We start from the raw sequence: 19,355 nt of genomic DNA on the forward strand, positions 1-19,355 counted from the left end.
CCTAGTGCTTGCCGTGGTGATCGTGCGAGCGCGCCACCTCGGCCATGCTCATGGGCGGCCGCTCGTAGGGCCGACCGTATTCGGTGACCAGATCGACATATTGGGCATAGGCGCCCGGGAAGCCGATCATCCGCCATGAGACCATTTCCCGGTTGCCGCCATAGGCCGGGTCGGCGAACCAGCCCTCGACCGTAGTGGCAAGCAGCGTCTCAAAGAGGACCGAGCTCGGCATGGACGGCAGCGGGATCGCGCCCGCTTCCAGCATCTGGAGGATTTCGATCTGGCGGGACACAGACAGGTCCCAGAACTCCGTCTCGCCCTCGTGCTCCGCCAACCAGTCGCGCACCTCTTGAATACCAATGCGGAAAAGCTCTGCCGGCGTGTAGGGAAGCTGATAGCCCTGCTGCGACACGCCCAGTTCCCAAGGCCCCTCGAGATACATCCGCGCCCCGGCACCATAGGCGCCGGCAAGCTGCCGGTCGAGGAAGTTGACGACGCCGGCCCATACAGCGCCCGGCCATTCCTCATCGGCCGGGATCAGCCGGTCGACGGCCGCCTCCACGAAGCGCGCCTCCTCCGTCGTAAAGAAGAAGAGGACGTCGTCGTGGCCGGCATGCGCCGGCGCAGCCGAACTTTCGGACGGGGCGACCACCGGCGCCTCCACGCCGGTCTGCGCCTCCGCCTTGCGGACGGTGAAGCCATGCGGAACGGCCGCTGCCGCTCCGGCGCCGCCGGCCACCTTGAAAAGGTTCCTGCGCGATAGCTTGTCCATGGTCCTTCCTCCCTTTGCTGTTACTGGACTACCTTCTCCATGCAGAAGGGGTATGCGTCCGTGCCTTCCCATGGGTCGCAGAGATCGGCGCCCGGCAACGGGGGCAGCGTGATCTCCTGGCGGCCCCCGCCCGGCTCCGGGGGGCCGCTGTATCCGGTGGTCGAGCCGAGCGTAACGCCGGCTCCCACCTGAGCGACGTAGTCGGTCGGCCAGCCATATTCATTGGTTTCGTCGCGTGCCTGCGGGCCGATCTCAACCTGGGGCGAAGCCGGCTCGACGACGTTCTCCTGGTTCTGCGCCAGCGTGGCGCCGGTTGCCGCCGCCGTCGCTGCGAGGGTGAAGCCGAGAATGCCGGCCAGTGCTGCGCGCGCAATCTGCGTCATGTCATTCAACTCCGAGGATATCGTCGGGTATGGGGGCGGTCCCGAGCTGGGGTGTTACCTCGGCGACCGGCCTTTCCGCCTGCTCCGGCGTCACGTTTTCCGGCCGCAGCGATGCAAAATACTGCGCCGCGGCCTCGATCTGCTCATCGGTCATAAGGCCGGCGATATAGGCCATCACGCCGAGCTCCTCACCGCGGCGCTCGCCCTGCTTGAAGAGCTGGAGCTGCTGCCTGATGTAGGTCGCATACTGGCCGCCGATGAAGGGATAGGTGGGCGGCATGCCGATGCCCTCCGGCCCGTGACAGTTGACGCAGGCCTGGATGCCTTCATCGGGCGCACCCATCGTGGACAAGAGGGCGCCCTCCTGCAGCACTTCCGGATCCACGTCGGGCGGCGGCGGGTAAGGCGCCTCCTCGCGCGAGGCGTAGTAGGCGGAGACGTCGCGCATCTCCTCTTCGCTCATTGCGGAGGCGATCGGCTGCATGATCTCGCTCGGCCTGTCGCCCGAGGCGAAGGCCTTCAGCGATTCGACCATGTACTCATACGCCTGGTCCGTCAGCCGCGGAAAGCCGGCTACACTGTCTCCTGCGCCGTCCATGACGTGACAGCGGAAGCATGCGCCTCCGGGAGAGACGTTGTAGGTGCCGACTGCAATCGCCTGCCCGTTTTCGATATCGGGTTTTGCCGGCTCCTGTGCCTGTCCTTCCACCGCCTCCTGTGCCTGACCGGTGCTCAAGCAGGCCAACGATGCCGCGATGGCGATACCCGCCTTGAAGAACTTCAACATCGCCGTGCTGTCCCCCTTCAACCTGGACCGAAACCGGCGACAGCCGCTATTGTTCCGGGATGACGCGCGCCGAGAAGCCTGTCCAGGACAAGCCAGGCGTGAGGAGAACGCCTGCCGATGCGCCCGCCTCATCCACCCTGACCTGCAACAGCCGTCCCTTTGTCGCTTTTCTGGGAACCATGCCCGCAGCGGGGATGTTTTGGTCGACCGAAAGGAGCCTGCCATGAACCGTTTGCCCATTGCCGTGTCTTCGGCGCTCTTGATCGCTCTTGCGGGGCCCGTGGCCGCGCAGGTTGCCGACATTCCGCAGGAGTCGCCGAAAGCTGAAACGGTGAACACGCCTCTGGAGTTCGCACGGATGTCCGTGGCGTGGAGCGTTTTCCAAATGGATTCCAGCCGGCTGGTGGCCAGAGAAGCCGATGGCGAGGATATAAAGCGTTTCGCTAACCGCACGGCCGACACCTACGAAGACCTTCTCGCCGAGGTCTCCCGCCTCGCCCAGTTGGAAGGGATCTCGCAGGGCGAGATGCCTCGCATCATGGAAACCAGCCACCTTCGAAAGGTGGCGGAACTTGAACGCGCCGAGACAGGGCGGCTCGAAGAGCTCTATATCGAGATGCAGCTCGAGCAGTTGCCTGAGCTTATCGCCATGTTCAATAACTATTCGCAGAAAGGCGGCGAACTCGCGGTGTTCGCGGAAGAGACCCTGCCGATGCTGCGGGAGCAGTTCGCCAGAGCCCGCGACCTGGCGGATAGCGCTGGAATAGAAGCCAAGGCGGGCTGAGCCGTTCAAGGGATCCTGGGCGTTCCTGGAGCCCCACAGGATCAGCCGACATCGCTCTCCAGATTGCCCTTGCGCTGGAGCCACAAGGTGGCGAGCCAGCAAAGGAGGGCCCAGGCGGACCCGACGGTCCAGCCTGCCAGAACGTCGGTCGGCCAGTGGACGCCGAGATAGACCCGGCTGATGCCCACGAGGAGCGTGACAAGGACAGCCCAGAGAAGGACGTAGGCCTTCGTCGTCCAGCGCGGGCGCACACGTGCGATCATGACGGCCAGCGTCAGGTAGACCACCGCCGCCATCATGGAATGGCCGCTGGGGAAGCTGGCCGTGGCGACATACGAGCCGTGCGGCACGAGATCGGGCCGCGGCCGGTCGATGACCATCTTCACCACGGTGCTCAGAAGGATGCCCCCGCCGACGGCCAGGATGACGGCGAGCCCGGCCTTCGGCCTGGAGAGCATGAAGAGATAGCCAGCCGCGGCAAGGGTTATCAGCGTCAGGACTCCGACTCCGCCAAGTGCGGTGAAGTCGCGCATCATCTCTTCCAGCCATGCGGGGCCGAGCGGCTCGGTCGTGTCGGCGGGATTGCGCAGAGCGAGCAGCAGCATGCGGTCCACAGCCTGCGTGCTGCCCTCGGCTACCTCGTCGACAAGCTCGACGAAGCCCCACAGGGCGGCCGCGGGTATGAGCAGTGCGAGCACGATCGGCCACTCGCGGCGGCCGAGACGGTTGGTAAGATTTTCCAACAATGCGGACCGTCCGGAAGAGTTTCCTTTACCCAACGGAACAACGCGGCAGCTCGCCTGTTCCGTTGCGTACACGAGGGATGACGGAAAGTAACGAAAGGAGATTCACATGAAGGCGTTGAAGACTTCAACAGCGGCGGCCCTGATATTCGCTCTGGCGCCCGCGGCGGCCTTGGCGGCAGCGCAGTATACCTTCAGCGATATCGACGCGGACGGCAATCTGGAACTGTCGGAAGCGGAGTTCGAACAGGTTAGTCGCGGCGCGTTTCAGGCATGGGACCAGAACGCCGACCAGCGCATTACAGAAGACGAGCTCTATGGCGGCCTCTTCGCCGCCTGGGATACCGATGCCGATGGCGACCTTGGCGAAGAGGAATACCGAAACGGCTATACGGCCTGGTTCGGCGATGATGTGGAGCCTGCCTTCGGCGAGATTGCCGGCGACGATGATGTGATAGGCCGGGACGAGTTCACCTCCGGCCTGCGTGAGACGGACGCGATGGCCGGCTTTAACGCCGGCGAGGACGGTGTCGACTGGACAGCCTTCCATGTGGCCCTGTTCGACGTCTATGACCGCGACGGGGACGACGCGCTCAGCCAAGACGATTATGCGGCGTTCGAGGACGACCGGATCACCGCCGGCGAGCAGACCGCTGCCGCGGATACCGGGGATACCGAGGCGACCGACGTCGAGCGTGGCGAGGAGACGGCAGCGATCGGGCAGGATGCCATCACCCCGGAGGAAGTCATCGCTCTGCCCAACTGGGCGACCGACGAACTTTATGCCGACGGCATCAGCGTGGAGTTCCTGCTGGACGAGGCCGAGGTGTTCGGCCCCACGGGCGATGAGATCGGCAGCATCGAAAACGTGGTCTTCTCCCGGGACGGCCAGGTGCTGTCCGTCGTCGCGGAGCTCGGCGGCTTCCTGGATATGTTCGACACCCATGTGAACGTGCCCTGGGACGAGGTCGAGTATTCGGCAGGTGAAATCACTATCCCGGTGACCGAGGAGAACGCCGAGGACTACAGTGTCTTCAAGACCGGCTATCTGACCGCCGAAGGCGCGGCCCAGGAGACCGCCACCGTGGAGGACGATCTGGTGACCGGCCCGAACGCCTTCCGCGCGACCGATCTGATCGGCGATTACGCCCGCATCCGCGACGACGAAGCGGAGCTCGGCTACGCCGATTTCGGCTATGTCAACGACCTTGTCATCCGTGATGGGCAACTCGCGGCGGTGGTGGTGAACCCGAGCCCGGGCTACGGGCTGGGCGATCCCTATTACGCCTATCCCTATTATGGCTATGCGCAAGGGCCGGGCCCCTATTACGACATGCCGTACGGCGAGGAAGACGTCGCCCAGGCCGAGCCGTTCGATTATGACACATTCGGGGAGTGATCTCCCTTCGCTGCAAAGAGGCCGGCAAGAGTCGGCCTCTTTTTGTGCGCGAATGGAAACATTGCCGCTCACCCGTTGTTATAGAAGATAGCGGGTGCGTGAAGAGCCGCTGCGTCGTGTTGTCGGTTCGAGGTGAGACCCGGTGCACAGGCGGAGGGGCTCGGCCGCTATGGGACTCTGACCGGCACGGCCGGGTTGCGGATCACCGGCCAGCAGGCCAGGCCCCTGATCGGGAGCGGCACTTTTTCTTGCACAATCTCGGCGCAGTAGCGCTGAGAAGCCTCCCGAGCGATCGCAGTGGCGAGCAGGGCGGCCCGCGCACAAGGCGCCTGTGGTCCAACAACAGGAGAAAAGCTTGAGAAAAGCTTTCTTCGGGTTTGCATTCGTCCTTGTCCTCCTGGCCAGCGCGCTGTCGCTGATCCCGCTGATTCCGGCCAACTACTGGTGGATCACGGGCCTCGATTTCACCCGCCTGCACCTTCTTCTGGTGCTGATCGCCGCTTCCGCGATTCTGCTGATCTCCTCGCCCCGCCGGCCGCTCGCCTGGGTCGCCGCCGCCGTGGGCCTGGCGGCGATCGTCTACAACGCCTCCAAGCTCGCTCCTTATCTGCCGTTTGGAGAGGAAACCGCCGTCGCCGTGGCGGAATGCCCCGAGGAATCCCGGCTGCGTGTGCTCGTGGTCAACGTGAATGGCAGGCTCGAGAATGCCGACGCGCTGTTCCGCATCGTGCGCGGCTATGATCCCGACCTGCTCCTTGCCGTCGAGACCGACGCATGGTGGGATGAGCAGCTTGCGACGCTGAAGCCCGCCTTTGCAGGATCGGTCCAGCAGGTCGCCGGGGCGCGAGCCTATTTCGGCATGCATCTTTTCTCGAAGCATCCCCTGGTGGAATCAGAGATCCTATTTCCAGTCAGCGATGGTGTCCCCGCCATCAGGGCGGAGGTCGGAATGCCTACCGGTGGAACCGTGTTGTTCTACGGGCTGCATCCGCGGCCGCCCCGGCCGTTCCAGAGCTCGGTCATGCGCGATGCCCAGCTCATGCTGGCCGCGACTGCGGCGCGCGAGAGCACGGGAGCCACGGTGGTCGCCGGCGACTTCAATGCTGTCCCCTGGGAGCCCGTCTTGCGCAGGATGCTGCGCATCGGCGGCCTCCTCGATCCGCGTGCCGGGCGCGGTTATCTGGCAAGTTACAACGCACAGAAGCCGATCTTCTATTGGCCTATCGATCACATCCTCGCCACGCGCGAACTGGGCGTCACGGGCTTCGACCGCGGTCCGGCATTCGGATCCGACCACTGGCCGGTGGTCGCGGATCTGTGCCACCGCCCGGATTTGGCCGAGACCCGCGCAGCGCCGCCGCCCGAGCCGGGTGATATCGAGGCGGCCGAAAGCGTGATCAGCTCGGCGGTGTCGCAGGCCCGCTCGCCAGCGGACAATGCCGGCCACCGGAACCAACAGGGCCCTGCACGGTTTTGACGACGGCAGCCCGCTTTTCTCAAAGGAGGCAGCATGTATTGGAGACGCCTTGGTCCCGCCTTCCTGGCTCTCGGGCTATGTGCTTCCGCAGCGCCCCTGGCGCATGGCCAGACGGATAGTCGGGCTGAAGTCGCGAGGATGACTGAGGATCAATACGGGGTCCTCCTCCGCTCGGTCGAGTATCGCAGCCTCCGCGAGATCGTCGAGCAGAACCTGGTCTATGGCGAAAACGGCGAGGAGATCGGCGAGGTCACGGATCTCGTGTTCGCCCCGGAGGGGCAGATCCTTTCCGTGATTGCTAAGATCGATGGCATATGGGAAACGCAGGTGAGCATCCCATGGAAAGAGGTGGTGCCCAACACCCCCGCCGACGGCATAGCCGGGATTCTGGTTCCGGTGGATGAGGAAGACGAATTTATTCCCGAGCTCGTTCTTACCCCGGAGGATGCGGCAAACGAGATGCGCGAAGTCGGCGAAGAGGTCGCCGTGACCGGCGGCGCATGGCTCGCCACCGGCCTGCTCGGTGCTCCGGCGCGGATCGAGGGAAAGGACGGGCCAGAGGCCTTCGGCCTCATCCAGGACGCCTTTATGGAAGAGGGAGAAGTCTTCGTTCTGGTGATCCGGCCCGAACCCTTGTCGCAGATGCCGGAACTGGTCGCGGTGCCTTTCCCCGACGAGGCGGTAGATTGGAGCCCGCGCCGCTCGCTGGTCGACCTCGGCTATTCCTTTGAAACTCTTCTGGAGGCGCCGAAAGCTGAATTCTAGGAGTAGCCGGACCCTCGCCAGACGTGGTCGAGCCTCCGAGCGTGGGGCATGAACCTCGCCAAGCGGCGCGGCATGTCGAGAGCCCGGGTCGCTGTCGGCCGCAAGCTAGCCGTCATCCTGCATCGCATGTGGAGTGATGCGACCAAGTTCCGCTTTGAATGGTCATTCACTCAATTCCGTCGACGTCTACGCCTTGATCAGGACTGGATCGTCAGCCGATGGAACTGCGCTGGAGCTTCGAAGCCAGCGGAACAATCGCCGAGAAACCATGTTCGTATGGGAGGCTCAAACGAGGAGAGGAAATAGTCATGACCAGGTTCACAGCGCTTCTGTCGACCCCACTGCTCATCGCCGCCCTCACCGGGTTGCCAGCCATGGCCGAGGAGAGTGGTGCGAAGCCGGCAGCCGAGCAATCCTCCGGAACGGAGGTGGACGCCGGAACCACGATGGCAACGGGCGTAGCCGAGATCGACACGGTACTCACGATGATCGGCGAGGGCATGATCGAGTTCAGCGTGGTCGCCGGCGACGCACCCGTCAATGTCGTTGCCCTCGATGAAATCGTGACCGGTGAAGACCGCGAGGAACTCGAGTCGGCGATAAGCGACAATCAGGAGCGGATCGACGAGCTTCGCGCCGAACTTGCCGCCACCGATCTCGACTTGGCCGAGGATGTCATCGACAGCGCCATCGCCGCTCAGCGGGAACCAGATGGTGCGCTTACCATCTACACCTACTGATCGAGCAGCGGACTGAAACGTTCTCAACGTCCGAAGTGGGCGTCGGAAGACATCCGTCAGCCACGCGCCTTCGGCTGCGCCAGCGAGGAGGTCTGCGCCGCAGGAGACCCGGCACCGGAGCCGCAAGAGGCCCGGCACCGGATATCTTTCAGCCGCGCGAGCGCTCTTCGATCATCAGCTTAGCGCCATCGGATCGAATCTCGATGGAAAGCGGGCGGCCCGTGGCGATGCGACCGTCAAACTCGTAGAATATCTCGCCCCTTGGGCGCAGGCTTCGCTCCGTCCGCTCAACCCGGAAGCGGCCGACCACCTCCCGAACGGCCTGACGGACGTCGCTAGGAACGACTTCGAGCGGGATCGTCTCCTCTATCTCCTGGATACTACCGCCAGCCGTCACATCGACTTCTACACGCCGTCCGCTCTCACGCTCGATCCCCGCAAACTCGAAGACGCGCTGGCCATCGTCCAAGCCATAGGCATAGGTCTCGAAATCTGCCGTGGGCAGCGCCCTCTCGGCCCTCTCCAGTGTCCGTCGCACGGCGCTGCGATCCAGTATCTCGCGTTCCCGTCGGCTTTCCGGCGGCTGGGCTCGCTGACGCTCGGCCGTGCGGCTCTCACGCCCTTTCCTTTCCTCACCACCTCTAAGCTCGTCCGGAATGCTCTGTGCGCCATTCTCCTCCGCTGAGGCGGCGCGGCTTTCACGCCGCTCCGCTTCGCGTGCGCTTCTCACCCGCTCGGCCCAGTTTTCCAGGCTCTCATCAGTTGGCGACGGAAGGGGTTCCCAGCGTTCTTCCCCTATGCCTGCCCCGGAATCGCCGTTCGCGGCAGCTTGACGTTCGGTCCCCTCCCCTGGGGTGGGGGTCGGATTAACGGGCGGATCGCCCATCGCATCGCGTGCCGGGCCATCGGGTGTCGTCGACAAGGTTTCCTCCGACCGCTCCAGCATCGCCTCTGCCGCTTCGACCATGGTATCGCAGCGGCCGGAATCGAAAGCCACGATACGCGCAGCATCGAGCGCGGCCAAAGCTGCCTGCAACTGCTCTTCCCTAAGTCCCATTTCGGCTGCAGCATCGGGGTTGTTGCGCAGATCGGGGATCTTATCTGCGACACCCTCGATCCGCTGCCGGCAATCTGAAGGTGCCTCACCTTCTTGGGCGGGTGCAAGACCGGTCGAAAGTGCCAGCATTCCCAGTCCCGCTACGACTGCATGTTTCATGGTCCGTCTCCTCTGGCGACGGGTACTCCCGTCGTGAACCAGTCAGTCAACGATTTTCGGACGGCGAACCGGACCCATAATCCTGGTCGGCCAGCGGCAATCTGCAAGCGCCGCTTTGCGAACCCGATCAGATTGTCCACTTCAGTTCAGGCGGTTACTAGGATCCTCTGCCATCTATACGATAACTGCGCCGAGTGGGCGTTGTTCCAAAGGGCTCGATGTCACCATTTTGCGCCAGAGCAATGTGATAGGCCCGCGGGAGGGCGGCGACTGGCACGCCACATCAGCTGAGGGCGAGCAGCTATTTCACTTTGCCATTTAGAAGCTGTCAGACCGGATCCGGTCCCAAGGCAGCCGCCGCGGTGATGTCGACCTCCTGCCAGCCTGACAGGCAACGTTCGTCGTTCATGCCATCCCTGGCGCTCGTTTTGCGAGCCAGCCAACGGGAGGGTTGCGTGATGCATTCAGTAGCGCCGACCGGCCTCGCGGGACGCTTGCAGCGGGTCGATCGATCCGATGGTGTACCTGCGGAATTCTTCCGGCAGAACGAGGATGCGCACGGAGCGCGCCGCTGCGACGAAGCTGCTTCGCGCTACGTGCGGCGGAACTTTTCCAGCTGCAGCCTCGCGACAGGCCGTCAGCGCCTTCTTGTATTTCTCGGTTTCTCGTTCAGGCCATTGTGTGTGCATGACCTTCAAGGCGTCAGCCGGTCCGGTCACAATCCTGAACCGCCCCAATACGCCGGGTTCGACCACTACAGGCGTCTTGAACATACGCATTACTGTCCCTCCAACCAGCCGATAAACGGGTATTGGCTCGAAAGGTTCAAGCAATGTGTGGATCAATGGGTATAAATTGTAAATAGATCCGTCGGGGAACGAACTAATATGCGTCCTCGCCGCCAAGCTCCTGCTTCAGCCGCTCGCCCTCGTAGAGGCTGTCGAGCGGCACGTCCTTCGCCAGAACTTTCGTGACCCTCGCAACATTGGTGAAGGCTCGTCGCGCTTCATCCAGCGTGCCCGTGCCGGCGATCGCGGCGACACAGCTATCCATGGCCCGTTGATAGAGCGGCCCGTCTTGCACTGGCCATGTCATCAGAAGATCGAGAGCTTCTTCGGCGCTGTAGATCTCGATGACCGGCTGACCCGGCTGCAGGACGAGGCGCACAGGCAGGTCGAACTGATAGGCATCCATTTCGGCGATTCCTCGGCAGCGATCTCTGCTCAACATCCGAACACCGCAATAGGCGGAAAGTTGCATTGGATCGCCGGAATGGCCGTATGACTTCTGTCTGCCCCTGCTGTGGCCAACCCGTGAATGCGGACAGGGTGCCCATAGAAGCGTTGGATCAAATTCGACCGTCCCTGATGGTTTGGGTGGCGGTCCTCGTGCGGTCAGCTCGCTCGCCCAGAATGCGAGGAAGAGCAGGCTTCGATCCCGGTCAGACATCGCGGCAGCTTCTCGAAAAACCGAGGACGCGCCCGCAGGTGGGTTTCCTTTGAATGACAAGCTGGCCCACCGCATCTACGCCATGGGCAGGTCGATCTCGTGGCGCCAATCCTTAATACGCTCGCGACAGCTTGATAAACGGCCGCCTTCGCTCTCGCGGCAACCCCTTCAGTTGAACGGGGCGGCCCTGTTCTTTCCGCCCTATTGAGAAAGGCGGCTCTCCGGCGCAGCACTGAGGATGGAATGGCGGGCGATCGTTGGAAATCATGGTGCACCGGCTCGGCGCAATGGCCCGGTGCGCCCTGTTTCCAAGGCAAGAAGCAACGCCGCCCCAAGATCGAATGCAGCCAAGGAATGCCAAAAAATCAGCCACCAAAGGGGATTTCATGAAAGATAAGTTCGAACGCCCGGCGCTGAGCGAGCGGTTCATGCATCTCGCCTATCTGCTCAAGCACACCGCCACGATCACCAACCGCGACCGGGACATCTTTGGCCCTCCCATCCGCATGGCCGTCTACGCCCTCCTGCCCGCCACCGCGTTTTTCGCCGCGATGTGGGGATTCCTTGTAGACGCGGACGGGACTGGGATGGCTCTTCTGGCGCTTTCGGTGACCCTCTTCGTCTACAAGTTTTTTTACTACAACCGCCAGGAGCTGGCGCTGAGCTGGCTTGTTTTCGAAACGGCCGCAGGACGCGACCGGGACGGCGCGGAGGCGGCGCAACGCGTCTCCGATCTAAAACCCCAGGCACGTATCCTGGCGCTGCTCGACATGGGGTCTGCCTGGATTGCGCGGCAACGCCGACGCGGAAACAAGGGCATGATCAACCGGCTTCTACTTTCGGCACTGACCGAAGGCTGGGACATGATCAACCATTTTCTCCTGCCGGCTTTTGCGATTGAGGGCGTTGGATTTCGCGATGGCATGAGCCGGCTCAAGGCGGCGCGGGAAAACGTGCCCGAGACGCTGATGGGCGTCTTCGGCATCGATATTCTCGGGCGGCTGGTCGCCTCGATAGCCGCTCCGCTATACGTCTTGATGGCGGTGTTTGGCATCATTGCCGGAACTGTCCTGGCGCCGGTGCTGCCGATGGCGTTCGGGGCGGGAGTGTTCGGCGACCTGTTACCGGCGGAGGTGCTGCAGTATCTTCCAATCACGGCCGAAACCCGGTTCAACTGGCTGCCATTGTTTATCTGCATCCTTGTCGGAAGGCTCTTATCAGCTGTGTTCGAGCGGCTCGTGACAACGCTCAAGGTGATATATTTCACGCTGTTTTACGCACGAACCCTGCATGCCGACAGCCTGGCCGAGGATATCCGAGCGGAGCTCGACGCTTACCTGCGTTTCTCGGATCGCGAAGAGCCTGAAGATGCGGCCCCGTATCCTGCCTGAGGGAAGCGGCTGCGCGAGGTTGTTGACGTGAGAATTGGATCGTGCCGTCAACGGTCCTCCCACATCAATCTCTACGGCGACTGGGCAGTGCCCGTTCTGTGGGGAAACCGGCTGATGCAGATCACCTGAAGATAGGTCTTCCGCCTCCAAAGACGGAAGCGCGCAACGGATCCAGCTTCAACAGTTCAACGGCCAGGCAGGTCGGGAATCGCAAAGACGGCCTCGGGCGGCCAACTGATACAGCAGTTCTCGCCTTCCCGGATGACTACGACGTCCGCTCCCAGGACGCGCACCCGCATCGGAAGATCGCCGACGCGACCGATCACCAGGGCGTTGTCACCGTAGTTGACGATCGTATCGACAAGCATTGAGGCGTTCTGGCGTCCCTCGAGCGGCTGGCGCGAGAGCCGGATGTGCTCGGGCCTGATGAGAAGGGTCAGGTCATCTCCTGCAGAAATTCCTTCTGCCGGTTCGAAGTCGCAAGGGCCCAGCGCAGGACTCACGGCGACGCCCGCCGCGGCATCGCTGACCTTCGCGGGGACGAGGTTGCTCTCGCCGACGAATCCGGCGACGAACTTTGTTTTGGGACGATGATAGATGTCCAGCGGTGTCGCGGCCTGTTCGATCCTGCCCTTTTCGAACACGACGATACGGTCCGACATCGACATTGCCTCGGACTGGTCGTGCGTGACGAAGATGGTCGTGACGCCGAGCGTTCGCTGAATGCGTTTGATCTCGATCTGCATCTGCTCGCGCAGGTTCTTGTCGAGCGCGCCGAGCGGCTCGTCCAGGAGCAACAGCGAGGGTTCGAAGACGAGGGCCCGCGCCAGCGCGACGCGCTGTTGCTGACCACCGGAGAGTTCCTTCGGATATCGCTCGGCCATGCCGGAAAGTCCGACGAGATCGAGCATTTCCTTCGCCCTGCGCAGTCCGTCCGCCTTCCCTACGCCGCGCATCTGGAGCGGAAAGTAGACATTCTCCGCCGCGGTCTTATGCGGGAAAAGCGCATAGTTCTGGAAGACGATGCCGATGTTGCGTTCGTGCGGCGCCAAGCGCGAGATCGAGCGACCCTCGATGAGCACGTCTCCATGCGTCGCCTTCTCGAAGCCGGCCATGATCATCAGCGTCGTCGTCTTTCCGGAACCGCTGGGACCAAGGAAGGTGACAAACTCGCCCTTCTCGACTGAAAGATCCACCTTCTCGAGAGCGGTGAAGTCGCCGAACCTCTTGGTGACACCATTGATCTGCAGATATCCGTTCATCAGAATTCCCTGGTTAGCGACCGGTGGTGATCGCGGCTGGCGGTGTGCGCGCCTGCAGTCGTTTCCGGATGCCCTTCAAACCTGCCGGCGCCACCAGTGCCAGGAGCACCGCCACGAAGAGGAGCGTGGAGATCACCGCAATCACTGGATCGGCTTCCTGACGAATGGAATCGAACATCTTGCGCGGCAGGGTCTCGGCGTTGCGTCCCGAGATGAAAATGGCGACGACGGTCTCATCGAAGGACTGGACAAAGGCAAAGAGTGCACTGATGACGAGCCCCGGCCGCAGGATCGGGAGCGTGACATGGATGAAAGTCTTGACCGGGCTTGCCCCAAGGCTCTGCGCGGCCCGCTCGAGATTACGGTCGAACCCCTTCAGATTGGCCGACAGAACCAGGAATGCGATCGGGACTGACAGGCACGTGTGGGCGAGCACGACTCCGAAATGCGTGTGGACAAGACGGAACTCGCCGAGAAAGGAATAGTAGCCGACCGCCATAACGATGTGCGGGACGGCCAATGGCAAGAGCATCATCAGATCGGCCAGGCTCTTGCCTGCGAAGCGATGCCGTACCAGAGCGAAGGTCGCAGGGACGACCAGGATCATTGTCAGCACCATAGTGGCAGTCGCGATGACGATGCTGTTCCAGGTCGGGCGCAGCCAGGTCACGTCAGTGAAATAGGCTTCATAGTAGCCGAGCCAGTAACCCGGCGGGGGGAACTGCAGGGAGCGCGCGCTGGAGAAAGACATCGGCACCACGATTACGAGCGGCGCAGCGATGAAGATCACTACGAGCACGCCAAGGATGCGCATCAGGCGGTTCATCTCAGCCCCACAATTTGTCGAGGCCGAAACGGCGGTGATAAATGGCCAGTATCGCAAGCGTCACAACGAGCAGAATCATCGCCATGGCCGAGCCCATGCCGAAAGCGAGAAACTCCTCGATCTGCGTCCCGATCAGGCCGGCGATCATCTGTTCGCGCGGGCTGCCGAGCAGCACCGGCGTGACATAGAAACCGAGGCAGATCACGAAGACGAGGACACAGCCGTTGGCTATGCCCGGCGCAGTCAGCGGAAGGTAGACGTGGCGGAACAGCGAGAAGCCGCGCGCGCCGAGGCTTTCGGCGGAGCGGATGAGCACCGGATCGATCTTCCGCATGACCGAATAAATGTTCATGATCATATAGGGCGCAAGGATGTGGACCATCGCCAGCGTCGAGGAAAAGCGCGTGAAGAGCAGTTGCGGTGTGCTCTCGAGGCCGATGGCGTTGAGCAGACCGATTACGGGACCGTTGTTCCCGAGCAGGACCATCCAGGCATAGGTGCGAACGAGGAAGCTGGTCCAGAAGCTCATGGTGACCAGGAGCAGGATCAGCATCGCAATCCGCGGGCTCGAATGGTTCATGAGGTAGGCGAGCGGGTATCCCACCAGCAGGCATGCCACGGTGACCAGCCCCGCGGTCAGGAAGGTGTTCAGGAAGACCTGCTGGTAGAGCGCGCCGGTCAGGACCCGTTCGTAGTTCGCCAGCGAGGTCTTCGGCTCGGTGACACTCATGACGGCAACGTCTGCCAGCGGCACGACGAAGAAGATGGCCAGGTAGATTGCAAGAGGCGTAAGCAGCAGCCACGGCCAAAGATTGGGCCGCTGCGACAGCCGGGCGATCGTTGCTCCCATTCCACTGTTCCGCTTTCCTGTGCCAGCCCTAGAGGGCTCGGTCGGTCGTCTTCGGGTGCCTTCCGGCGCGCGGGTCCTTCAGGTCAGGTCGCCAGCCATTCCTCGAAACGCTGTGAGAGTTCCGAGGGGTCGATACCCAGATTGGCGATGTCCTGTTCGAAGACCTTCGGATAGTTCTGTTCCGAGGTCGGCATGCGTTGCGCTTCCTCACTCGAGATGAACTCATAGGCGGCCGGATTCAGAGGGCCGTAGTCGCCCTGAACCGTGAAGCCTGCCAGCGGTTTGGCGCTGGTGGCGAAGGCAATGAAATCGCGAGCGAGTTCTGCGTTCGGAGTGTCTTTGGCGACGACCCAGTAAGCGCGGTCGATCTGACCATTGTTCCAGGTCATGGCGACTGGCGCACCGGCCTCCTCGGCTTCGAAGAAGCGGCCGTGCCAGATCCCGATCATGTCGATCTCGCCGTCGCGCAGGATCTGCGTCGACTGCGCACCGGCGGTCCACCAGACGAGCACGTGCGGCTTGATCTTGTCGAGCGAGGCGAAGGCGCGGTCGACGTCCAGCGGGTAGAGATCTTCGACCGGAACGCCGTCGGCCAGAAGGGCAAGCGGAAGGACGCGGGCGGGGTAGCGCTGCAGGGAGCGGGAACCGGGAAAGCGTTCGACGTCCCAGAAGTCCGCCCAGTTCTTCGGCCCCTCGGGATACTTGTCGGTCCGCCAGGCGAGCACCGTCGCAAATGCGTGCGACGCCACGCCATTCTCGAAAAGCGCTCCCTCGTATGGGGCTTCCTGCCAGTCCTCGATGATCCCGGCCTGGCCGGCGCGGATCAGTTCGGCGCCGCCGAGCGTCGTGACGTCGAACTCGTAGACGCCGGTCTGCACCTGCTGGGCGAGCTTTGCGAAGGAGACGGGAGAGACGGTGCGAATCTCGACGCCCGTCTCGGCGGTAAACGGGTCGAAGAGGTGGGCGCGGGCGGCTTCCTCCCACGGTCCTCCCCAGGTATTGATGTACAGCACCTTGTCCTGGGCCCGGGCCAAGTAGGGCATCGCGAGCGAAGTAGCGAGCGCCGCGCCGCCCGCCCTGAGGACGGTTCGGCGGTTCGGCATGGAAAGCAATGTCGAGCGGGTCCTGCTGGTGGTCATTTCTTGTTCTCCTCTCGTGGTTTGAAGGTCGCCTCGTAGAGGCGAAGCCAGTTTCCGTGGGTTATTTTCGCGACCTCTTCTTCGGAGAAGCCCACGGTGCGGAGGCCATTCGGGATCACGCGCATGTCCTCGACGGTCTGGAACCAGTCCGGAGGCGGCGCCTTGCCTGGGCGGGCTGCGGAGCCCGCTCCGTAGTCGATGCCGCGCGTCCAGCGGCCTTGGCGCATCCAGGCGTAGTCGGGGGCGGTGAAATTGTGGCTGCGATCAGTGCCGATCGCCACCGAATCGATACCAGCGATCTCGACAGTGCGGGCGACCATGCCGCACCAGGCTTCGATCGACTTACAGAACTCGTCGCCTGTAATATTGCGGTAGGCCGCACATCCGATGACACCGCCTGATTCCCGTAGCGCCTTCAGCACGGCATCCGACTTATTGCGCTTGTGGTCGAACAGCGAACGGGCATTGGCATGCGTGACGGCAATGGGCTTCTGCGAAGCTTCGATGGCATCAAGAGTGGTGCGGTCCCCTACATGGCTGCAATCCACCAGTATGCCCGCCTTGTTCATCTCGCGAACGACTTCTTTGCCGAAGCGCGCAAGGCCCGAATCCTCGGCCTCATAGCAGCTCCCGCCGAGTTCGTTCTGGTTGTTGTAGGTCAGCTGGACGACGCGCACGCCAAGTTCGGCGAACAGCTCGACGAACCGGATTCGCCCCTCGAACAGGTTAGAGTTCTGAAAGCCCAGGATCACGCCGACCTTTCCCGACCTGCCGATCCGTTCGACATCGACGGCAGTCGCGGCGATCTCGCACACGTCTTCATTTTCGCGCACGAGGTCGCGCCAGCGGGCCAGCGAATCCAGTGATTCCACCGTCCCTTCCCAGAAGCCGCAGGTAACCACGACGCCGCCGACTCCGGCCTTCTGGAGAGATTCGAAGGAATTTCTGTCGAAATGTCCGCACTGAAGCCCGTCAATGATCATGATCCGGCGCTCTCCTTTCGGGTCTTGCCCGTTCCGATGGATGTGAGGAAGCTAAGGTCCGTCTCATCGTCGTTGTCCTTGCGGCCGATGACGGTCCCGTCGTCGTTGACAATGAGAGGCCCGGCGTGGCGACGAGAGACGACGCTGTCTGGCGTAAGCGCCTTTTGGGCGAGATGGTATACACGCCACCAGAGTTCTGCCTCGATAGCCGTGCCGTTCTGCAGAAGGTCCCAAAGCAGCGGCTCATCCCGTTTCAGATCGCCCGACAGAGTCTTTGAGGATGCGGTCAGAAGAGGTTCGTCCCCGCCGCTGAACACGACCGAGAGACCGTTGCGCGCGGCCAGTGCCGCTGCGACACGGAGTTCGTCCGGATCGGCGGCGTTCGTGACCCTGACGCTTCCGGAGCCATAGTGTGCGGCCAGTTCCCCTAAAAGGTCGACAAGCGTGGGAACCACAAACCAGGCGTGTTCGCCCCCGGCGCCGAGGTCAAGGCGGCTGCCTTGTTCGGAAAGAAGCTCGATGCGGGCGGGGTCCGCCTCCTTGAGTTCATCGAAGCGCGTTTCCAGGAGCGCAAAGCCGCCGAGGCCCAGCTTCTGCGAATACATGACGATATCTGTCGCGGTCAGCACAAAGCCCTTCGGCAGCCGGGTCAGAGAGAAGACGCGTTCCGTCATCATGCGCATTTCGCGCGGCATGATGCGCAGCGTCGAGGTGGTGAAAGCAGGAGTCATGGACGTGGCTCCGCCGGATAGGCCCAGACACCCTCGCGGCCCGCGCGGATGTCGTCCGGGCCCGGGGCACCGTGATAAAGGACGCCGCGGAGATTGCGTCGCAGGAAATCACGAGTCTTGTCTATGCCGTGGATGCCGGCATTCATCAGCCGAACGAGGTGGATCGGTGTGAAATCTTCCGCGTTAATGTTCGCGGTGGGCGTGTGGTAGACCAGGTCGGCAAGCGTCTGGACGCGGGCGGTCAGGTACCGATGCTCGGGATGCTTCATCAGGAATCGCGAGACCGGTAGCAGCGGCTCCTGCTCTTCGAGGTCGGCTACAAGCGCCTGCAAGCCGCCGCAGACGTCGAGACCAAGGTCCAGTGCGTCCGGAACCTCGTCGCGGGCGCCCCGCCGCGGTTCCTCGGCGCTTTCCGATTTGTACCAGACGTACCGGTAGGCCTCGGGGGAGGACATGTCGGTTTCCAGCGCCCAGCGATACTGCTGCCGGATTTCCTGCGCCAGATCCTGGCACGTCTGTGCCGGCGAAACGTTCACTTCGTCCGTACCGGCGACCCGTGCGGCCAAGGCATCGGCTTCGTCGGGAACGAGTTCTATGAGCAGCGAGAGGAAGGTCTCGGAAGCCTCCGGCCGAAGTTCCTCCGCAAACCAGTTGGCAAGTGTATCGAGCGGATATCTCGTCCGGGTCCCGCCCACCATCCCGGTTTCACGGAGTTCGACCAAAGCGACCGCGACCTTCTCCAGATCGTCTGCGACCTCGGCGCTGGATGCAAAGGTTTCGTACACCATCCGGTCCTGGCGACGAAACGTCGCCGCGCGGCGGACGAGTTGCAACAGCATGTCGACGCGTACATCGCCTCCGTCCAGTTCCAGGCCGCGGGCCAGGGCGATCGCCCGCTCACGCGCCTCAATCCAGCTGCCGATCAGCTTGGGATGGCGATGCACGAAGAAGATCAGGCCGAGCGCGGAACCATTTCCGACACCGAGATAGCGGCGGATCGCCGGATCGAGCGGAACGGCCTTCTCCGACTGGTGCCGGGCGAGATGCTCGACGAGGTCGCAGGAATATTCGCGCATCAGATAGGCCGTCAGAAGCTGCGCCTGCAAAGGGCCGCCGAGATCATGGTCGGTGCCGAGAGACGGAAAGGACCGGGTGCCGAACGTGCCGTTGCCGTCTAGCCCCGTGTTGCGCATGAGATAGCAGACTTCCGCCAGGCCATCGATGTCCGGCTGCTTGCCGGAAGCGAGTGCGGCGAGCGTCTGGTCGAAGATGCGCATCGAGCGGTTCGCACGGCACCACACCAGGGCGTTCGGAGTTGCGCGCCCGCGATAGAGCTTGGGCAGTTCCTCGCGCGCCGAGGCGATGTCCCCCTCCGTGGCAGGTCCCTCATTGAGCGTCCCCATCATGTCCCACGCCTGACCGATAATGCGGCCAGTCCGCGCCTTGCGGCTCGGTGGGCGGGAAAAGGCTATGAAACTGAATTCCTGCCGGAGGGTTCGGATGGAGTAGATGACCGTTCCCTCGCCGGTGGCATCCACTTCGAAACGCTGAACGGAGATGTCCCAGCGCTCGCGCAGCATGCGGTTCATAAGTGCGCGCGTGATGCTGAGGCGGCTTGGCTGAATTGCGGCCAACCGCTCCGGCTGCATAATGAACTC

20 protein-coding genes and 1 pseudogene are annotated in these 19,355 nt (G+C 62.8%); 7 read left to right on the forward strand and 14 right to left on the reverse strand.

Features of this window, described 5'->3' with window-relative positions; all coding sequences use genetic code 11:
- Position 1: 1 nt before the first annotated feature.
- From NTH_RS04560 to NTH_RS04570, 3 genes are read right to left on the reverse strand one after another with little or no spacing between them, the layout of a single operon-like run.
- Positions 2-772 carry a gluconate 2-dehydrogenase subunit 3 family protein gene (locus tag NTH_RS04560; protein ID WP_338528897.1) on the reverse strand — a complete coding sequence of 257 codons (771 nt, stop codon included), beginning with the start codon at positions 770-772 and terminating at the stop codon, positions 2-4.
- Between the two features lie 20 nt (positions 773-792).
- Positions 793-1,155: a hypothetical protein gene (locus NTH_RS04565; protein ID WP_338528898.1), complete on the reverse strand. Its 363-nt coding sequence runs from the start codon at positions 1,153-1,155 to the stop codon at positions 793-795.
- A gap of 1 nt (position 1,156) precedes the next feature.
- Positions 1,157-1,942 carry a c-type cytochrome gene (locus NTH_RS04570; protein ID WP_338528899.1) on the reverse strand — a complete coding sequence of 262 codons (786 nt, stop codon included), beginning with the start codon at positions 1,940-1,942 and terminating at the stop codon, positions 1,157-1,159.
- Between NTH_RS04570 and NTH_RS04575 the strand changes: the two genes are divergently transcribed.
- Positions 1,911-2,726, forward strand: a complete 816-nt coding sequence (locus NTH_RS04575) for a DUF4142 domain-containing protein (protein WP_338528900.1) — start codon at positions 1,911-1,913, stop codon at positions 2,724-2,726. The genes NTH_RS04570 and NTH_RS04575 overlap by 32 nt on opposite strands.
- A 41-nt stretch (positions 2,727-2,767) precedes the next feature.
- On the opposite strand, the gene NTH_RS04580 is transcribed toward NTH_RS04575, so the two are convergent.
- Positions 2,768-3,472, reverse strand: a complete 705-nt coding sequence (locus tag NTH_RS04580; RefSeq protein WP_338528901.1) for a phosphatase PAP2 family protein — start codon at positions 3,470-3,472, stop codon at positions 2,768-2,770.
- 106 nt (positions 3,473-3,578) lie between these two features.
- Between NTH_RS04580 and NTH_RS04585 the strand changes: the two genes are divergently transcribed.
- The 5 genes and pseudogenes from NTH_RS04585 to NTH_RS04605 all read left to right on the forward strand — a co-directional run bounded on the left by NTH_RS04585 (position 3,579) and on the right by NTH_RS04605 (position 7,850).
- Entirely contained in the window at positions 3,579-4,868 is a 1,290-nt protein-coding gene (locus NTH_RS04585) for a PRC-barrel domain-containing protein (protein ID WP_338528902.1), read from the forward strand.
- Positions 4,869-5,223: 355 nt separating this feature from the next.
- Positions 5,224-6,345 carry an endonuclease/exonuclease/phosphatase family protein gene (locus NTH_RS04590; protein ID WP_338528903.1) on the forward strand — a complete coding sequence of 374 codons (1,122 nt, stop codon included), beginning with the start codon at positions 5,224-5,226 and terminating at the stop codon, positions 6,343-6,345.
- Positions 6,346-6,483: 138 nt separating this feature from the next.
- Entirely contained in the window at positions 6,484-7,110 is a 627-nt protein-coding gene (locus NTH_RS04595; RefSeq protein ID WP_338528904.1) for a PRC-barrel domain-containing protein, read from the forward strand.
- A gap of 18 nt (positions 7,111-7,128) precedes the next feature.
- Positions 7,129-7,266: pseudogene (locus NTH_RS04600) on the forward strand (IS110 family transposase); the annotation flags it as partial.
- Between the two features lie 152 nt (positions 7,267-7,418).
- A complete protein-coding gene (locus NTH_RS04605) occupies positions 7,419-7,850 on the forward strand; it encodes a hypothetical protein (protein WP_338528905.1) in 432 nt (143 codons plus the stop codon).
- A gap of 148 nt (positions 7,851-7,998) precedes the next feature.
- On the opposite strand, the gene NTH_RS04610 is transcribed toward NTH_RS04605, so the two are convergent.
- The 3 genes from NTH_RS04610 to NTH_RS04620 all read right to left on the reverse strand — a co-directional run bounded on the left by NTH_RS04610 (position 7,999) and on the right by NTH_RS04620 (position 10,260).
- Positions 7,999-9,066 carry a hypothetical protein gene (locus NTH_RS04610; protein ID WP_338528906.1) on the reverse strand — a complete coding sequence of 356 codons (1,068 nt, stop codon included), beginning with the start codon at positions 9,064-9,066 and terminating at the stop codon, positions 7,999-8,001.
- A gap of 464 nt (positions 9,067-9,530) precedes the next feature.
- Complete coding sequence (locus NTH_RS04615; protein ID WP_338528907.1) at positions 9,531-9,839, reverse strand: DUF982 domain-containing protein; 309 nt, start codon at positions 9,837-9,839, stop codon at positions 9,531-9,533.
- A 109-nt stretch (positions 9,840-9,948) separates the two neighbouring features.
- Positions 9,949-10,260 (reverse strand): DUF982 domain-containing protein, encoded by a 312-nt coding sequence (locus NTH_RS04620; RefSeq protein WP_338528908.1) that lies wholly within the window; start codon positions 10,258-10,260, stop codon positions 9,949-9,951.
- A 512-nt stretch (positions 10,261-10,772) separates the two neighbouring features.
- Here NTH_RS04620 and NTH_RS04625 point away from each other — a divergent pair.
- Positions 10,773-11,906: a hypothetical protein gene (locus NTH_RS04625; protein WP_338528909.1), complete on the forward strand. Its 1,134-nt coding sequence runs from the start codon at positions 10,773-10,775 to the stop codon at positions 11,904-11,906.
- A 185-nt stretch (positions 11,907-12,091) separates the two neighbouring features.
- Here the strand turns inward: NTH_RS04625 and NTH_RS04630 are convergent, their stop codons facing one another.
- The 7 genes from NTH_RS04630 to NTH_RS04660 form a co-directional block, all read right to left on the reverse strand.
- Positions 12,092-13,168, reverse strand: coding sequence for an ABC transporter ATP-binding protein (locus NTH_RS04630; RefSeq protein WP_338528910.1), 1,077 nt, complete (start codon positions 13,166-13,168; stop codon positions 12,092-12,094).
- 13 nt (positions 13,169-13,181) lie between these two features.
- Positions 13,182-13,994 carry an ABC transporter permease gene (locus NTH_RS04635; RefSeq protein WP_338528911.1) on the reverse strand — a complete coding sequence of 271 codons (813 nt, stop codon included), beginning with the start codon at positions 13,992-13,994 and terminating at the stop codon, positions 13,182-13,184.
- Position 13,995: 1 nt separating this feature from the next.
- Positions 13,996-14,844, reverse strand: a complete 849-nt coding sequence (locus tag NTH_RS04640; protein WP_338528912.1) for an ABC transporter permease — start codon at positions 14,842-14,844, stop codon at positions 13,996-13,998.
- Positions 14,845-14,927: 83 nt separating this feature from the next.
- Positions 14,928-15,983 (reverse strand): ABC transporter substrate-binding protein, encoded by a 1,056-nt coding sequence (locus NTH_RS04645; RefSeq protein ID WP_338528913.1) that lies wholly within the window; start codon positions 15,981-15,983, stop codon positions 14,928-14,930.
- On the reverse strand, positions 15,980-16,966 hold the full coding sequence (locus tag NTH_RS04650; protein WP_338528914.1) for a dipeptidase: 987 nt from the start codon (positions 16,964-16,966) through the stop codon (positions 15,980-15,982). Before NTH_RS04650 ends, NTH_RS04645 begins: the two co-directional genes overlap by 4 nt.
- The gene (locus NTH_RS04655) at positions 16,963-17,697 is read right to left on the reverse strand and encodes a hypothetical protein (RefSeq protein ID WP_338528915.1); all 735 of its coding nucleotides are present in this window, start codon (positions 17,695-17,697) and stop codon (positions 16,963-16,965) included. Before NTH_RS04655 ends, NTH_RS04650 begins: the two co-directional genes overlap by 4 nt.
- Positions 17,694-19,286: a hypothetical protein gene (locus tag NTH_RS04660; protein WP_338528916.1), complete on the reverse strand. Its 1,593-nt coding sequence runs from the start codon at positions 19,284-19,286 to the stop codon at positions 17,694-17,696. Before NTH_RS04660 ends, NTH_RS04655 begins: the two co-directional genes overlap by 4 nt.
- Positions 19,287-19,355 lie beyond the last annotated feature (69 nt).

Origin of the sequence: Nitratireductor thuwali (assembly GCF_036621415.1) — a bacterium.
Taxonomy (GTDB): domain Bacteria; phylum Pseudomonadota; class Alphaproteobacteria; order Rhizobiales; family Rhizobiaceae; genus Chelativorans; species Chelativorans thuwali.

Excerpts from the sequence above, each read along its gene's own strand:
- NTH_RS04650 (WP_338528914.1), bottom strand. The coding sequence starts at position 16,966 with ATGATCATTGACGGGCTTCAGTGCGGACATTTCGACAGAAATTCCTTC.
- NTH_RS04620 (WP_338528908.1), bottom strand. The coding sequence starts at position 10,260 with ATGGATGCCTATCAGTTCGACCTGCCTGTGCGCCTCGTCCTGCAGCCG.
- NTH_RS04635 (WP_338528911.1), bottom strand. The coding sequence starts at position 13,994 with ATGAACCGCCTGATGCGCATCCTTGGCGTGCTCGTAGTGATCTTCATC.
- NTH_RS04610 (WP_338528906.1), bottom strand. The coding sequence starts at position 9,066 with ATGAAACATGCAGTCGTAGCGGGACTGGGAATGCTGGCACTTTCGACC.
- NTH_RS04660 (WP_338528916.1), bottom strand. The coding sequence starts at position 19,286 with ATGAACCGCATGCTGCGCGAGCGCTGGGACATCTCCGTTCAGCGTTTC.
- NTH_RS04605 (WP_338528905.1), top strand. The coding sequence starts at position 7,419 with ATGACCAGGTTCACAGCGCTTCTGTCGACCCCACTGCTCATCGCCGCC.
- NTH_RS04615 (WP_338528907.1), bottom strand. The coding sequence starts at position 9,839 with ATGTTCAAGACGCCTGTAGTGGTCGAACCCGGCGTATTGGGGCGGTTC.
- NTH_RS04630 (WP_338528910.1), bottom strand. The coding sequence starts at position 13,168 with ATGAACGGATATCTGCAGATCAATGGTGTCACCAAGAGGTTCGGCGAC.
- NTH_RS04585 (WP_338528902.1), top strand. The coding sequence starts at position 3,579 with ATGAAGGCGTTGAAGACTTCAACAGCGGCGGCCCTGATATTCGCTCTG.
- NTH_RS04595 (WP_338528904.1), top strand. The coding sequence starts at position 6,484 with ATGACTGAGGATCAATACGGGGTCCTCCTCCGCTCGGTCGAGTATCGC.
- NTH_RS04655 (WP_338528915.1), bottom strand. The coding sequence starts at position 17,697 with ATGACTCCTGCTTTCACCACCTCGACGCTGCGCATCATGCCGCGCGAA.
- NTH_RS04575 (WP_338528900.1), top strand. The coding sequence starts at position 1,911 with ATGGCGATACCCGCCTTGAAGAACTTCAACATCGCCGTGCTGTCCCCC.
- NTH_RS04645 (WP_338528913.1), bottom strand. The coding sequence starts at position 15,983 with ATGACCACCAGCAGGACCCGCTCGACATTGCTTTCCATGCCGAACCGC.
- NTH_RS04570 (WP_338528899.1), bottom strand. The coding sequence starts at position 1,942 with ATGTTGAAGTTCTTCAAGGCGGGTATCGCCATCGCGGCATCGTTGGCC.
- NTH_RS04560 (WP_338528897.1), bottom strand. The coding sequence starts at position 772 with ATGGACAAGCTATCGCGCAGGAACCTTTTCAAGGTGGCCGGCGGCGCC.
- NTH_RS04640 (WP_338528912.1), bottom strand. The coding sequence starts at position 14,844 with ATGGGAGCAACGATCGCCCGGCTGTCGCAGCGGCCCAATCTTTGGCCG.
- NTH_RS04565 (WP_338528898.1), bottom strand. The coding sequence starts at position 1,155 with ATGACGCAGATTGCGCGCGCAGCACTGGCCGGCATTCTCGGCTTCACC.